The 14,983-nt window shown below is 30.4% G+C and carries 13 protein-coding genes and 3 tRNA genes; 15 read left to right on the forward strand and 1 reads right to left on the reverse strand.

Going from position 1 to position 14,983, the window contains the following annotated elements:
* Positions 1 to 1,047, forward strand: a 1,047-nt coding sequence (locus GFJ41_RS00005) for an SH3 domain-containing protein (protein WP_170074310.1), incomplete at its 5' end; no start/stop codon positions are given.
* Positions 1,048 to 1,073: 26 nt separating this feature from the next.
* Here the strand turns inward: GFJ41_RS00005 and GFJ41_RS00010 are convergent.
* Positions 1,074 to 1,742, reverse strand: a complete 669-nt coding sequence (locus GFJ41_RS00010) for a hypothetical protein (RefSeq protein ID WP_148551109.1) — start codon at positions 1,740 to 1,742, stop codon at positions 1,074 to 1,076.
* Positions 1,743 to 1,876: 134 nt separating this feature from the next.
* Here GFJ41_RS00010 and GFJ41_RS00015 point away from each other — a divergent pair, with 134 nt between their 5' ends.
* The 14 genes from GFJ41_RS00015 to truB all read left to right on the forward strand — a co-directional run bounded on the left by GFJ41_RS00015 (position 1,877) and on the right by truB (position 14,966).
* On the forward strand, positions 1,877 to 6,184 hold the full coding sequence (locus GFJ41_RS00015; protein ID WP_170074311.1) for a PolC-type DNA polymerase III: 4,308 nt from the start codon (positions 1,877 to 1,879) through the stop codon (positions 6,182 to 6,184).
* A 104-nt stretch (positions 6,185 to 6,288) separates the two neighbouring features.
* Complete coding sequence (locus GFJ41_RS00020) at positions 6,289 to 6,948, forward strand: CPBP family intramembrane glutamic endopeptidase (RefSeq protein WP_170074312.1); 660 nt, start codon at positions 6,289 to 6,291, stop codon at positions 6,946 to 6,948.
* 93 nt (positions 6,949 to 7,041) lie between these two features.
* Positions 7,042 to 7,115: transfer RNA gene (locus GFJ41_RS00025), tRNA-Cys, on the forward strand.
* 9 nt (positions 7,116 to 7,124) lie between these two features.
* Positions 7,125 to 7,200: transfer RNA gene (locus tag GFJ41_RS00030), tRNA-Asn, on the forward strand.
* A gap of 5 nt (positions 7,201 to 7,205) precedes the next feature.
* Positions 7,206 to 7,280: transfer RNA gene (locus tag GFJ41_RS00035), tRNA-Thr, on the forward strand.
* Between the two features lie 110 nt (positions 7,281 to 7,390).
* Entirely contained in the window at positions 7,391 to 8,335 is a 945-nt protein-coding gene (locus GFJ41_RS00040; RefSeq protein WP_170074313.1) for an alpha/beta hydrolase, read from the forward strand.
* Between the two features lie 191 nt (positions 8,336 to 8,526).
* Entirely contained in the window at positions 8,527 to 8,988 is a 462-nt protein-coding gene (gene rimP / locus GFJ41_RS00045; protein ID WP_021428857.1) for a ribosome maturation factor RimP, read from the forward strand.
* Between the two features lie 36 nt (positions 8,989 to 9,024).
* Positions 9,025 to 10,098 (forward strand): transcription termination factor NusA, encoded by a 1,074-nt coding sequence (gene nusA / locus GFJ41_RS00050; protein WP_021428826.1) that lies wholly within the window; start codon positions 9,025 to 9,027, stop codon positions 10,096 to 10,098.
* An 18-nt stretch (positions 10,099 to 10,116) separates the two neighbouring features.
* Positions 10,117 to 10,389, forward strand: coding sequence for an RNase P modulator RnpM (gene rnpM / locus GFJ41_RS00055; protein WP_021428756.1), 273 nt, complete (start codon positions 10,117 to 10,119; stop codon positions 10,387 to 10,389).
* Entirely contained in the window at positions 10,382 to 10,702 is a 321-nt protein-coding gene (locus GFJ41_RS00060; RefSeq protein ID WP_025162355.1) for a L7Ae/L30e/S12e/Gadd45 family ribosomal protein, read from the forward strand. The genes rnpM and GFJ41_RS00060 overlap by 8 nt, the downstream gene beginning before the upstream one ends.
* A gap of 14 nt (positions 10,703 to 10,716) precedes the next feature.
* Positions 10,717 to 12,654, forward strand: a complete 1,938-nt coding sequence (gene infB / locus GFJ41_RS00065; protein ID WP_148551105.1) for a translation initiation factor IF-2 — start codon at positions 10,717 to 10,719, stop codon at positions 12,652 to 12,654.
* 21 nt (positions 12,655 to 12,675) lie between these two features.
* On the forward strand, positions 12,676 to 13,065 hold the full coding sequence (gene rbfA / locus GFJ41_RS00070) for a 30S ribosome-binding factor RbfA (RefSeq protein WP_021428779.1): 390 nt from the start codon (positions 12,676 to 12,678) through the stop codon (positions 13,063 to 13,065).
* A 3-nt stretch (positions 13,066 to 13,068) separates the two neighbouring features.
* The gene (locus GFJ41_RS00075; RefSeq protein WP_170074314.1) at positions 13,069 to 14,049 is read left to right on the forward strand and encodes a DHH family phosphoesterase; all 981 of its coding nucleotides are present in this window, start codon (positions 13,069 to 13,071) and stop codon (positions 14,047 to 14,049) included.
* Between the two features lie 11 nt (positions 14,050 to 14,060).
* Positions 14,061 to 14,966, forward strand: a complete 906-nt coding sequence (truB, locus tag GFJ41_RS00080) for a tRNA pseudouridine(55) synthase TruB (RefSeq protein ID WP_053831186.1) — start codon at positions 14,061 to 14,063, stop codon at positions 14,964 to 14,966.
* Positions 14,967 to 14,983: the final 17 nt, after the last annotated feature.

The raw sequence follows: 14,983 nt of genomic DNA on the forward strand, positions 1-14,983 counted from the left end.
AAAGACTCTGATGGTGGAAATACTGGTGGAGGAAGTGAAAATCCAAATCCAAGTAATAATAAAATAGTAACAGCAACGTCGTTAAATGTGAGAAGTGGGCCATCAACAAGTAGTAGTAAAATAGGATCTCTAAGACAAAATGAAGTAGTAGAGGTAATATCAGAAAGTAATGGATGGTCAAAAATTAAATTCAACGGAAAAGAAGGTTACGTATCAAGTGACTACTTAAAAGACTATAGTGGAGGAAGCACAGGTGGAGGAGGTAGCTCTGAGGTTGTAGATGGAGCTACAGTTAATAATACGCCTGTAAGCTATACTTTAACACAACATGTTAACCAACAAGTTACGAAAGGGAATGGAAATATGATTGCATCACGTGGGTTTGTACAAGCTAGTAGATCTGATATAGAACACTATATAAACCCAAGTAACTTTACAGGCAGTAAGAGTAGTATGCTACAATTTTTAAGATTAGATAGCTATAAAGGTGGGATAACTGCAAGTGAATTAAATGGATATTTAAATAGTTTAAGTCCTACATCAGGAGGATCTAATGTTTTCTATAATCAAGGACAAGCATTTATAAATGCTGCGCAAAAACATAATATAGATTTAGTATACTTAGTAGGACATTCTATGTTAGAAACAGGTTATGGAAGATCTACTCTTGCACAAGGACAAGTTTTAACATCTTATCAAGGGAAACCACTACCTCAACCTGTAAAAGTTTATAACTTCTTTGGAATTGGAGCATTCGATGGAACTGCAAATCTTTCAGGTGCTGAAGCTGCATATAAAAATGGATGGACAACAGTTGAAAAAACTATAGATGGTTCAGCTAAGTGGTTATCTTCAAATTACATACATAGTAGTAAATACGGACAAAACACTTTATATAAAATGAGATGGAGCTATGAAAATTTATGGCATCAATATGCTACAGATGTAAACTGGGCAAATGCTATATCAGGAGTAATGAATAAATTGGTAGGAATGTATGACACAACTAGCAATTTAGTTTATGAAGTTCCAGTTCATAAAAAATAAAAAAATGAGGGGGATCCCCTCATTTTTTACGCAATTCTTTTATACTTTAAAAAAACATCTATGTTGTTTTCACTAATAATATTTTTTATATTGCCAAAATTATAAGTAGCTAATGCATACTCTCTCATATTATCAAAAATAAACTCTTCATTTTTATCCTCAAAGTCTATAAGTCTATGCGCTATAGACCAAGCTATAGACTCTCTATTTATAAGATTTTTCTTTAGATTTATAACACATTCTTCTAAATCAACCGGCAAGCTTTTTTTATGAAGATTTTCTATATCTATATCTATATCATATTCAACAAGTTTATTTATAAAGATTTTGATTAATTGACTGTATTCAGCCCTGCTAGCATCTATGCTTGAATCCAGTATATGGCCAATCTCATGATATATAACAAATTTAGCTATAGAAAAAATGTTTTTACTAGATATGTTTAAAAAAATGTTTTTAGAATGTAAGAATGAAAAAAAGTTATAACAAAAAGATACAAATCCCTGCTTTGAAACTAGTATAAGTCTTAACCTAGGCAGGGTACATATAGGTATGAATCTTTTTTTAAAATAAAGCATATATAATTTTTTATTAACATTTACACTTTTTACAATTTCTTTTATTATTTTTTTTTCTCCTAAATCTTCATAAGAAAGTAAAATTTTATTTATTAAAACGCTATCAACGTTATCCATGAAATCACCACCTTAAATGTGTCATCTAACTTACTTACTAATATATTATTAAAAAATATATATTTTGTAGCTAATCCTAATAAAAAAAGTAGTATATATGATATAATGATTTGATGGAGAGGAGGGAACTTCTTATGGAAACTATTAAAGATTATTTAGAAAAACTTGAAATAGAAAATAATATTTTAAACAAACAATTAGCAGATGTAGATGTAACAAAAGTAATATACTTTAAGGAAGAAAAAATAATATATATATATTTATCTTCAAAAAATATAATCAGTTATATATACACAGACATGCTAAGAGAAGAAATTAAGGAAAAGCTTGACTACTTTAGTGATGTGAAAATTAAAGTAAGGTATGTTAAATTAGAAAAACAGAAAACAAAAGATATCATAAAAAAATATTGGTCAAATATACTACATATATTAATTAATTTATGTCCATCACTAAGTGGTTGGGTGAAAAAAGTTGAGTATATGTGTATAGATGATACGTTAAAAATAAAGTTACCATCAGATTTATTTTATAGGAGACTTACAAATCAAAATGCTATACAGGTTTTAAAAAATGTATTAGCAGAAGAGGCTGGAATCGAAATAGACATAGTTTTTGAAAAATCTGTTAATCGAGGACCTGATGTAGAAAAATTAATTATGAAAAATGATAATTTAGTTGAACAAATGGTAAAAGAAAGAATAGCAGAATCATTAGAATTAGACGATGAAAATGAAGCTGAAATTGAAGGAAATGAAGCTATAGTAGCTTTATCAAAAGAAGAATATATTTATGGAGAAAATGTAAATGCTCCAGTTGAAAAAATAAATAGATTAAACCCTAATTCAGGAACTGTGTGTGTAATAGGTGAAGTTTTTGATGTTGAATTAAAAGAGTTAAGAAATGGTAAAGTTCTTTTAATAGCAGCAGTAACAGATTACACAAGTTCAATAAGTTGTAAACTGTTCTTAAATGATATGAATAAAGATAAAGTTATAGATTCAGTAACTAAAGGTGCGTACTTAAAAATAAAAGGTGATGCACTTTATGATAACTATCAGAGAGAACTAACTATGACTATAAGTGGGATAAAACAAGAAGTTAAAGAAGAACGTATAGATAAGTCAGATGTTAAAAGAGTTGAGCTTCATGCTCATACTCAAATGTCATCAATGGATGCTATATGTCCAACAAAAAAACTAGTTGAGAGAGCTGCGAAATGGGGGCATCCTGCAATAGCTATAACAGATCATGGAGTGGTACAAGCATTTCCAGAGGCTATGGACGCGGCTAAAAAACATGGTATAAAGGCTATTTATGGTGTTGAAGGATATTTAGCAGAAGATGAAGTTCCTATAATAAAAGATCCAAATGATAAAGAGCTATCTCAAAGTTTTGTAGTATTTGATATAGAAACCACTGGATTTTCTAATACAAATGATAAGATAACGGAGATTGGTGCTGTTAAAATAGAAAACTTTAAAGTTGTAGATAGATTTAGTGAGTTGGTAAATCCTGAAACGGACATATCGTATAAAATACAGGAATTAACAGGAATTACTAATGACTTAGTAGCAGATAAACCAACGATAGAGGCTATACTACCTAAGTTTTTAGAATTTGTAGGTGACGATGTTTTAGTTGCACACAATGCGGATTTTGATATGGGATTTATATCTCAAAAAAGTAGAGAACAAGGTTTAGAGTTTAAAAATAAGAGTGTAGATACGTTGACTTTAGCTAGGGTTTTATTACCACAATTAAAAAGACATAGATTGAACCTTATTGCTAAAGCATTAGGAATACCTCTTTTGAATCATCATAGAGCAGTAGACGATGCAGAGGCTACAGCCCATATATTTATAAAGTTTTTAGAAATGCTTAAAAAAGAAGGTGTTGAAAAGTTAAGTGATGTAAATGAAAAACTTGGAGGCCTTGACTATACAAAGATTGCAACAAACCATATAACTTTACTTGCTAAAAATTACACTGGATTAAAAAACTTATATAAGATTGTATCGGATGCACATGTAAATCATTTTTACAGAGCTCCTAGGATATTAAGGAGTGTATTAGAAAAGCATAAAGAAGGTTTAATAATAGGGTCTGCATGTGAAGCAGGACAAGTATTCGCTGCTGTTAAGAAAAATTTACCAGACGAAGAAATAGAAAAGATAATAGATCTATATGACTATATAGAAGTTATGCCAATTGATAATAATAGGTTCATGATTGAAAAAGGTGAAGTTAAAGACGAAGAAGAATTAAGGGAGTTAAACAGAAAATTAATCAATGTAGCTAAGAAGTTTAATAAAATACCAGTAGCTACAGGAGATGTACATTTCTTGGATAAGCATGAAGCTGTTCTTAGAAAAGTTTTGAAAAATTCTCAAGGGTTTAAAGTAGATGAGGAAGAAACATATCTTCATTTTAGGACTACAGATGAGATGCTAGAAGAATTCAGCTATTTAGATCCAGTAGAAGCGTACGAAGTAGTTGTAGCAAATACTAATAAAATAGCAGATATGATTGAGGATATAAAACCAATCCCGGATGATACATATCCACCTGTAATAGAAGGCTCTGATGTAGAACTTAGGGAAATGTGCTATGAAAAGGCAAAAAGAATTTATGGTGATCCTATGCCAGAAGTAGTTGAAGCAAGATTAGATAGAGAATTAAACTCTATAATTGGAAATGGGTATGCGGTTATGTACATCATTTCTCAAAAACTTGTTACTAAGTCATTAAGAGATGGATATTTAGTTGGATCTAGGGGATCGGTTGGGTCATCTTTTGCGGCTACTATGAGTGATATAACAGAAGTTAATCCATTACCTGCTCACTATATATGCGAAAATGAAGAATGTAAATATTCTTATTTTTATGAAATAGGGGAGTGGGGATCAGGAGCAGACTTGCCAGATAAAGATTGTCCAAAGTGTGGAAGGCCTCTAAAAAAAGATGGTCATGATATACCGTTTGAAGTTTTCTTAGGATTTGAAGGAGATAAAGAACCGGATATAGACTTAAACTTCTCTGGTGATTATCAGCCAATAATTCATAAATATACAGAGGAATTATTTGGTGAAGGATATGTTTATAGAGCTGGAACTATAGGTACAGTAGCAGAAAAAACAGCGTTTGGATATGCTAAAAAATATATAGAGGAAAATAATATAAACACTACTTCAGCAGAAGCATTAAGGTTAGCAAATGGATGTACAGGAGTAAAAAGAACATCAGGGCAACATCCTGGTGGCGTTATGGTTGTTCCTCATTACAAAGATGTGTATGATTTTACGCCTATACAATATCCTGCAAATGATACTTCATGTGGAGTAATAACTACTCACTTTGACTATCACTCTATAAGTGGTAGAATACTTAAACTAGACATACTAGGGCACGATGTGCCGACCATAATAAGAATGCTTGAAGATATAACAGGGATAGATGCCACAACAATACCATTAGATGATAAAGAAACTATGTCATTATTTACATCAACAGATGCATTAGGAGTAACACCAGAAGAAATAAATTGTCCAATAGGGTCACTAGCAATACCAGAGTTTGGAACTAAGTTCGTTAGACAAATGCTACTTGATACTAAGCCAACTACATTTGCAGAGCTTGTTCGTATATCTGGGCTTTCTCATGGTACTGACGTTTGGCTAAATAATGCTCAAGAGTTAGTTCAAAAGGAAATAGTAGGTCTTAAGGATGTTATATCTACTCGTGACGATATAATGAACTACCTTATATTTAAAGGATTACCTCCAAAAATGGCCTTTACAATAATGGAAAGTGTTAGAAAAGGTAGAGGGTTAAAACCTGAGCATATAGAAGAAATGGAGAAAAATGATGTCCCAGAGTGGTATATATGGTCATGCCAACAAATTAAATACATGTTCCCTAAAGCGCATGCTGTTGCATATGTAATGATGTCATTTAGACTTGCATATTGCAAGGTTCATTATCCAGAAGCTTTTTATGCAACTTATTTTACAACTAAGGCAGAAGATTTTGATGCAGATTTAATTGTAAAAGGATTAGGGGCGATAAAATCAAAAATAAGAGAAATTGAAGAATTAGGAAATGAAGCAACTACTAAAGAAAAAAATATGCTAACAGTTTTAGAAGTTGCTCTTGAAATGTATGCAAGAGGTATAAAGATAATACCAGTTGATATATATAAATCGGATGCTAAAAATTTCCAAGTTGTAGGTGAAAAAACTTTATTGCCACCTATGATAGCTCTACAAGGGGTGGGAGAGAATGCAGCAATAAATATTCAAAATGAAAGGGATAATGGAGAATTTATATCTAAAGAAGATCTTAGAAAGAGAACTAAAATTTCAAAAACTGTAATTGAAACTTTAACAAATCATGGATCTTTAGAAAATATGAGTGATAAGAATCAATTATCATTATTCTAATAAATAGGATTATAGCTTATGGAAACTTGTGAGTTATAATCCTATTTGTACATATGAGGACTTTGAGTATATAATTAAAATGAATATAAAAAGGGGGAATTACTATGAATACAAACTTAATTTCGTTGATTATAGGAATTTGTGATGTTTTAATAATTTTTATTTGCTTAAAAATATCGAAAAAAATATTTCCGGGGAAAAATAAGGAGTTTAATGAAAGTAAAAGTAGGTTTTTATTAAAAAAAAGTATGGTGAGTTGTATATGCATGATTTTAGGATTCGTTTTAGTGAAAAGTGTTATAATATCAAATTGGATTTTATATTTACATATAGTTCCATCTAAAAATATTTTCAATACATATATGCAAAATGCTACTATCATAAATACGATAGTAATTAGTATTCAAGTTATTATAATAGGTCCTATAATTGAAGAATTAATCTTTAGAAAAATTTTACTTGGAAAGCTATTAGAAAAATTTAGTAATAGACCTATAAAAGCTATAGTATATTCAGCTTTGATATTTGGAATTGTTCACTTAAATATTATACAAGGTGTAGCTGCATTTGGAGGAGGAATAATATTAGGTTTAATTTATTATTATACTAAGTCTATTAAAGCAACTATATTTACCCATATATTAAATAATTTTTTAATTATAATACCAAATCCAATAGGATTATGGATGAATGTAATATATTTAATAGTAGGATTTTATCTAATTAAAAAAGGAAATGATAAACTGAAGTTATGTACATGCTAAGTGTCGAAAAAAATCGAAAGAAAAAGTGAAAAAATTAATAAAAAAGGTTAACAAAATTTAAAAAACATAATATAATAATACTGTAAGAAATGAGGCGACATAGCCAAGTGGTAAGGCAGTGGACTGCAACTCCTTGATCCCCAGTTCGAATCTGGGTGTCGCCTCCAAAATAAAATGGGAATATAGCTCAGTTGGTAGAGCAATTGACTGTTAATCAATGGGTCACAGGTTCGAGTCCTGTTATTCCCGCCATATCCGCTAGTGTGGCTCAACGGTAGAGCAGCTGACTTGTAATCAGCAGGTTGTAGGTTCGATTCCTATCACTAGCTCCAATTATAGACAAGCTAATAATAGCTTGTTTTTTTGTGTTAAAAAAGTAGAAAAGAATTTGATTTTATTGTATACTAAGTATTAGTACCAAGTGATAAAATGGGAGGGATTAATGAAGAAGTCAATTTTAGTAGTGTTTTTAATCAGTTTAGTTTTATTAATAGGATCTTGTGTAGTAGGGTATTTAGTGTATGATGGATCTGTTGGATCTAGTCAAAAAATAAAAAATGAAGATATAGTAGAAGTTTTTTCACATAGAGAAGGGAAGCCTTTGGATAGGTTAAAAAAATATAAGTATGAAGATGTTTTTATAAACTCACCTGAAAATGGATACAAAATAGAAGGTAAATTTATAAAGTCAAATACACCTACCGATAAAAGCATAATCTTAGTTCATGGAATTGAAAGTAATTATTATGAATATCTAGAAAAGGCATATGAATATTTAGAACATGGTTACAATGTAATGCTATATAACCAAAGACATACAGGCCATACTGGTGGAAATAATTATACATTTGGACTTTATGAAAGATATGATTTAGAAAATGTAGCCAAGTTTGTAAAGAAAAAATATCCAAATGGGTTATTAGGAGCTCATGGACATTCGATGGGAGCTGCAACGGTTGTTATGCATTCAAAAATTAATGAAAAAAATAAGTATGTAGATTTTTATATAGCAGATTCTCCTTATCATGAGATGCAAGATGCGATAAGACTAGGAATTGAAGATGAAGATATACCTCTATTACCTGTTGGATATGCTAAATTTATGGGTAATTTATATACAAAAGTTAAATCTGGATTTAGTTATGAAGACGTAAAGCCATATAAAGCTGTTCAGCATATTACAACTCCTATGTTTTTAATACATGGAAAAGAGGATAAAGTATGTTCTCCAAATAGTAGCAAAATAATTTATGACAATATACCTCATAACAAGAAAGAGTTATGGTTAATCGATGGAGTTCAACATGTTAATGGATATGATATATTAGGAAAAGAATATTTTGATAGAATATATAAATTTATTGATAATAAAGTTCAAAAAAATTAAATTTTAAGCTATTAAAAATAGGATAAAACATTGAATAATACTAGAAAGTTTGCAAATAAAAACAATGTATGGTATTATAGTATATAAAATAGTATAAAATGTAAAAACTAAGAGTGAGACGGAAAGTTCTCACTCTTTTATTTATAGTACTTATAGACTATAAAATAACAACTGAATAGGAGGTAAGTCGAATGAAAAAAAGTACAGAGGCAATGATAGAAGAATTAGTACTTCCAATAACTAATGAAAATAACATCGAAATCGTTGATGTTGAATATGTTAAAGAAGCGGGCGAATATTACTTAAGAATATTTATAGATAAAGATGGGGGTGTATCTTTAAACGACTGTGAAGTTGTAACTAGAGCTATAAACCCTATATTAGATGAAAAAGATCCAATAAAAGAAAACTACTTCTTAGAAGTATCTTCACCAGGACTTGATAGACCACTTAAAAAAGAAAAAGACTTTGTAAGATATGCTGGTAGAGATGTAGAAGTTAAATTATATAAACCTATAAATGGATTAAAACATTTTGAAGCGGAATTAGTTGAACTAGCTGAAAATAAAGTAGTTAAATTAATAGTAGACGGTGAAGAGATGGAATTTGATAAAAAAGATATAGCACTTATAAGACTTGCTGTAAAATTCTAATTAAAACTTAATATCGAAAAATAGGAGGATAAAGAAATGAACCACGAGTTTGTAGAAGCATTAGAAGAATTAGAAAAAGATAGAGGAATAGATAAAGAAATACTTATAGATACTATAGAACAAGCGTTATTAACTGCTTATAAAAAGAACTTTGGATCTGCTCAAAATGTTAGAGTATATTTTGATAGAGAAAAAGGAGATGTAAAGGTTTACTCTCAAAGAATAGTTGTTGACTCAGAAGATATCTATGATACTTTCTTAGAAATTGAAATAGATGAGGCTAGACAAATAAGCCCTAACTATGAAATTGGTGATATAATAGAAAATGAGATAACTACTACAGAATTCGGAAGAATAGCAGCTCAAACTGCAAAGCAAGTAGTTGTTCAAAGAATAAGAGAAGCTGAAAGAGATATAGTATATAATGAGTTTATAGACAAACAAGATGAAATAGTTACTGGAGAGGTTGCTAGAGTAAACAAAAATATAGTGCACGTAAATCTTGGAAGAATAGAAGCTATAATGACTCAAGCGGAGCAAATACCAGGAGAGCATTATCAAGCAGGACAAAAAATAAAGGTTTATATATTAGAAGTGAAGAAAACTAATAAAGGACCTCAAATAAGTGTTTCAAGAAGTCATCCAGGTTTAGTTAAGAGACTATTTGAAATGGAAGTTCCAGAAATATTTGAAGGGACTGTTCAAGTTAAAAGTATTGCAAGAGAAGCTGGATCTAGAACTAAGATGGCAGTTAGCTCAGTAGATGAAAATATAGATCCAATAGGAGCATGTGTTGGACCTAAAGGATCAAGAGTTAAAAATATAGTTGATGAACTAGGTGATGAAAAGATAGATATAATCAAGTACAGTGAAAACCCAGTTGAATTTATATCAGCAGCTCTAAGCCCATCAAAAGTTATGTCTGTAGATGTAAATGAAGAAGAAAAGAGTGCTTTAGTTATAGTTCCAGATTATCAATTATCACTTGCTATAGGTAAAGAAGGTCAAAATGCTAGACTTGCAGCTAAGTTAACTAACTGGAAAATCGATATAAAAAGTGAAACTCAAGCAGCTAAAGAAGCAGCAAATCAAGATGAACTAGATGCTTAGATATAAGGAGTGATACATTTGCAAAAGGTAAAAAAAGTTCCTCAGAGAAAGTGTATAGCTTGTCAAGATAGAGACAATAAAAAAGAGTTAATAAGAATTGTTAAGAATAAAGAAGGACATATATTTTTAGATAAAACAGGAAAAGCAAACGGTAGAGGTGCATATATTTGTAACTGTAGCGAATGTTTAAAAAAAGCTATTAAAAGCAATGCCCTAAGTAGAGCTTTCAAAATGGAAATTCCTGAAGAAGTGTATGAATCACTAATTAAGGAGATTGAAGATAATGAATAATAATGAAGCAAAAATTTATTCTTTTCTAGGTCTCGCACAGCGCGCAGGTAAACTAGTATCGGGTGATGATTCAACTATGCTTGAAATTAAAAAAAATAGGGTAAAACTAGTTATAGTAGCAGATGATGCTTCGAATAACACGAAAAAGTTATTTAAAGATAAAACATCTTTTAGAAATATAAACTGTGTTACATATTCAACTAAATTGCAATTAGGGTTAGCTATAGGAAAAGCTCCCAGAGCAGTTGTTGGAATTAAGGACGCAAGTTTTGCAAATAAGGTTTTAGAACTTATTGAAAATACAAAAATATAATAGGGGGTGGTCTTGTGTCAACAAGAGTATACCAATTAGCAGAAAATTTAGGAATTACTAGTGAAGAACTTATAGCTAAACTAGGAGAATTAGATATAAACGTAAATGATAAGAATGATGAGTTAAGTCAAGAAGATGCAGATATGGCTATGGAATTATTAGAAGAAGCTAAAGGAAGTGGACTTCCAACAGTATCTGTGGAAGGTAGTTTAACTGTTCAAGAATTAGCTAACAGTTTAGAAAAACCAGTTACAGAAATAATAATGAAGCTTATGAAAATGGGAACTATGGCAACAATAAACCAAGAGTTGAATTTTGAAATAGCTTCTTTAGTAGCTAAAGACTATGGATTTGAATTAGTAGAAAAAGATACATCAGAACAAGAAGCAGCAGAAATAGACGCATTAATGGAAATAGAAGAAGATAAAGAAGAAGATTTAGTAAAGAGATCTCCTATCGTTACAGTTATGGGACATGTTGACCACGGTAAAACATCTTTATTAGATGCTATAAGATCAACAAGTGTAACAAATAAAGAAGCGGGTGGAATAACTCAACATATAGGTGCATCTGAAGTTACTATAAATGGAGAAAAAATAGTATTCTTAGATACACCAGGACATGAGGCTTTCACATCTATGAGAGCTAGAGGAGCACAAGTAACAGATATGGCTATATTAGTTGTTGCTGCAGATGATGGTATAATGCCTCAAACAATAGAAGCTATAAACCATGCTAAAGCAGCAGAGGTACCAATAATAGTTGCTATAAACAAAATAGATAAGCCAGATGCTAATGTAGACAGAGTTAAACAAGAATTAGCAGATCAAGGATTATTAGTTGAAGACTGGGGTGGAGATGTTATATCGGTTCCTGTATCAGCTAGACAACAAACTAATATAGATACATTACTTGAAATGATATTATTAGTTGCAGAGATGGAAGAATTAAAAGCTAACCCAAACAAAAGAGCAGTAGGAACAGTTATAGAAGCTCAACTTGATAAAGGAAGAGGACCTGTTGCAACTGTACTTGTTCAAGGAGGAACTTTAAAAGTTGGAGATCCTATAGTTGCAGGTACTGCTTGTGGAAAAGTTAGAGCAATGATAAACGATAAAGGTAGAAGAGTTAAAGTTGCTGGACCAGCTACTGCAGTTGAAATATTAGGATTATCAGAAGTTCCACAAGGTGGAGATCAATTCGTTGCAGTTGCTACTGAAAAAATAGCAAGAAACGTAGCTGAAAAGAGACAACATATAGCAAGAGAAGAAATGCTAAAATCTAATCAAAGAATAAGCCTTGATGAATTCTTTAGCCAAATGTCAGATGCTGAAGTTAAAGAGTTAAACGTAGTTGTTAAAGCTGACGTTCAAGGATCTGTTCAAGCTGTTAAGCAATCATTAGAAAAATTATCTACAGAAGAAGTTGCTGTTAGAGTTATACACTGTGGTGTTGGAGCAATAACTGAGTCTGACGTTATGCTAGCTAGAGCATCTAATGCTATAATAATAGGATTTAGCGTAAGACCAGTAGCTACAGCTGAAGTAATGGCTAAAAAAGAAGAAGTAGATATAAGAACATACACAATAATATACAAGGCTATAGAAGACGTACAAGCTGCTATGACAGGTATGTTAGATCCTGAGTATGTAGATGAAGAAACAGGTAAAGCAGAAGTAAGAAATACATTTAAAATATCTGGAGTTGGTACAGTAGCAGGGTCTTATGTATTAAGTGGTAAGATATTTAGAAATGGTAAAGTAAGAATTGTTAGAGATGGAATAATAATCCATGAAGGTGAAATAGCAGCATTAAAGAGATTTAAAGATGATGCAAAAGAAGTAAATCATGGATATGAGTGTGGTATAACATTTACTAACTTCAATGATATAAAAGAAGGCGACATAGTAGAAGCTTATATAACTAAAGAAGTAGAAAGAAAACTAAAATAGTAAGTAAAAGAGGTCGATATTATGGCATCATATAGCAGAACGCAAAGAATAGGCGAAGAAATAAGAAAAGTTGTAAGTACAATGCTTATAAGTGGAATAAAAGACTATAGAATAAATTCTCTTATAAGTGTTACCGATGTTGAGGTAACTAGTGATTTAAGTTATGCTTATGTTTATGTAAGTATATTAGGTGGAAATAAAGAATCAAGCATGGCAGGTCTAAAGAGTGCCTGTGGATATATAAGAAAAGAAGTAGGAAAAAATGTAAAACTTAGACATACTCCAGAAATTATCTTTAAGATTGATGATTCTATTGAAAAGGGAATGTATATGGAAAGTCTTATAAAGAAAGTAAATGAAGACAACAGCAAAAATAAAAAAGATTTTTCAGATGATTCTCAAGGAGAATAATTAATGAAAAAAAATGTGAAAAATATTATAAATGCTATACAAGAGGGTAACAATTTTATTGTTACCTCTCATTATAGCCCAGATGGGGACAACATAGGATCAACATTATCTATGTACTATGTTTTAAAAAAATTAGGAAAAAATGTATTATATGTACTTGATGATAGTATACCTGTTAATTTAAGATTTTTAGTTGAAAATGTAAACATACTAAAATCAGAAGAAACAGATGTTAATTTAAGCGATTACACTTTAATATCTCTTGATTGTGGAGATATTAATAGAATTTGTGTAAGTGACAAAATAAAAACATCTGTTAGTAAATTAATATGCATAGATCATCATGCAAGTAATGATAATTTCGGAGATTTAAATTATATAAATCCAAATGAATCATCTACATGTGAATTAGTCTACAATTTACTTAAAGAGTATTCTCATACTATTAATGATCAATTGATAGATGAGAATATAGCTACATATTTGTATACAGGACTTTTAACTGATACAGGTAATTTTTCTTACTCAAATACTAATCCAAGCAGTTATTTAATGGCATATGATCTAGTTACTATAGGAGCTAAAAAGGATCTTATAATTCAAAAAATATTCCAAAGTAATCCATATAATTATTATAAATTACTAGGAGAAGCATTGGATACATTAGATATTGTAGATGGTAAAATAGCTAGTATGATATTAACTACAGATATGCTAAATAGAAATGATATTTCATTTAATGACGCAGATGGAGTTACATCGTATACTAGAGATATAGATGGAGTAGAAGTAGGGCTTTTATTCAAAGAAAAAGCAGAAAATGAAATTAAAGTAAGTTTTAGATCTAAAAACTATGTGAATGTTAGTTCTATTGCACAGAAATTTGGAGGAGGAGGCCACGTTAGAGCCTCAGGATGTACTATAAATGATAGTATAGAAAATGCAAAAAAAATGGTGATTGACGAAGTCTTAAAACATATTTAAGGATGATTGATATGAACAAAATAGTAAATATACTAAAACCTACGGGAATGACATCTCATGACGTCGTAGGTAGGGTTAGAAAAATATTAAATATAAAAAAAGTTGGTCACACAGGTACCCTTGATCCAGATGCATCAGGGGTACTACCTATATGTATAGGAAAAGCTACAAAGGTTAGTGAACTTATTCTTAATAAGGATAAGTCATACATCTGTGAACTGACTTTAGGAATAACTACAGATACTTATGACTCATCAGGTGAAATTGTAGAAAGATCTGAAGTTAAAGATATAAATATTGAAAAACTTGAAAAAGCATTTGATACTCAAAGGGGAGAAATTAAACAACTTCCTCCTATGTATTCGGCTTTAAAAGTAAATGGAAAAAGAATGTGTGATTTAGTTAGAGCTGGAAGAGCTGAAGAAATTACTCTTAAATATAGAGATGTTAACATAAAGGAGCTTAATATCTTATCATTTAAAGAAAATAAAGTAATGTTTTATGTTAAGTGTTCTAAAGGAACTTATGTAAGAAGTATATGCTACGATATAGGTAAAGAGTTAGGTTGTGGTGGTCATATGTCATTCTTACTTAGAACTTCATCAGGAAAATTTAATATAGACAATGCTATAACTTTAGAGCAATTAGAAGAACTTTATAAAGAAAATATGTTAGATGAACATTTATATGATATCGATTATGTTTTATCAAATTTTAATAGTATACATATAAATCCGCTTGCAGTTAAGTCTTATGTAAATGGAGCTATAGTTTACAATAAAGGTTTTTTAAAAGGTGATTTTAAAGAAACTGATGAATTTGTAAGAGTATATAGTGAAGGAAAATTTTTAGGAGTAGGTAAATTCTTAAAAGTTGATGGGACATTATGCTTAAAAAGTGATAAACTATTTGTATAGAATATAAGTAGTGGGGA

Source organism: Paraclostridium dentum (assembly GCF_012922555.1).
In the GTDB taxonomy this organism is placed as follows: Bacteria; Bacillota; Clostridia; order Peptostreptococcales; family Peptostreptococcaceae; genus Paraclostridium; species Paraclostridium dentum.

Excerpts from the sequence above, each read along its gene's own strand:
- GFJ41_RS00010 (WP_148551109.1), bottom strand. The coding sequence starts at position 1,742 with ATGGATAACGTTGATAGCGTTTTAATAAATAAAATTTTACTTTCTTAT.
- GFJ41_RS00015 (WP_170074311.1), top strand. The coding sequence starts at position 1,877 with ATGGAAACTATTAAAGATTATTTAGAAAAACTTGAAATAGAAAATAAT.
- GFJ41_RS00020 (WP_170074312.1), top strand. The coding sequence starts at position 6,289 with ATGAATACAAACTTAATTTCGTTGATTATAGGAATTTGTGATGTTTTA.
- GFJ41_RS00040 (WP_170074313.1), top strand. The coding sequence starts at position 7,391 with ATGAAGAAGTCAATTTTAGTAGTGTTTTTAATCAGTTTAGTTTTATTA.
- rimP (WP_021428857.1), top strand. The coding sequence starts at position 8,527 with ATGAAAAAAAGTACAGAGGCAATGATAGAAGAATTAGTACTTCCAATA.
- nusA (WP_021428826.1), top strand. The coding sequence starts at position 9,025 with ATGAACCACGAGTTTGTAGAAGCATTAGAAGAATTAGAAAAAGATAGA.
- GFJ41_RS00060 (WP_025162355.1), top strand. The coding sequence starts at position 10,382 with ATGAATAATAATGAAGCAAAAATTTATTCTTTTCTAGGTCTCGCACAG.
- rbfA (WP_021428779.1), top strand. The coding sequence starts at position 12,676 with ATGGCATCATATAGCAGAACGCAAAGAATAGGCGAAGAAATAAGAAAA.
- GFJ41_RS00075 (WP_170074314.1), top strand. The coding sequence starts at position 13,069 with ATGAAAAAAAATGTGAAAAATATTATAAATGCTATACAAGAGGGTAAC.
- truB (WP_053831186.1), top strand. The coding sequence starts at position 14,061 with ATGAACAAAATAGTAAATATACTAAAACCTACGGGAATGACATCTCAT.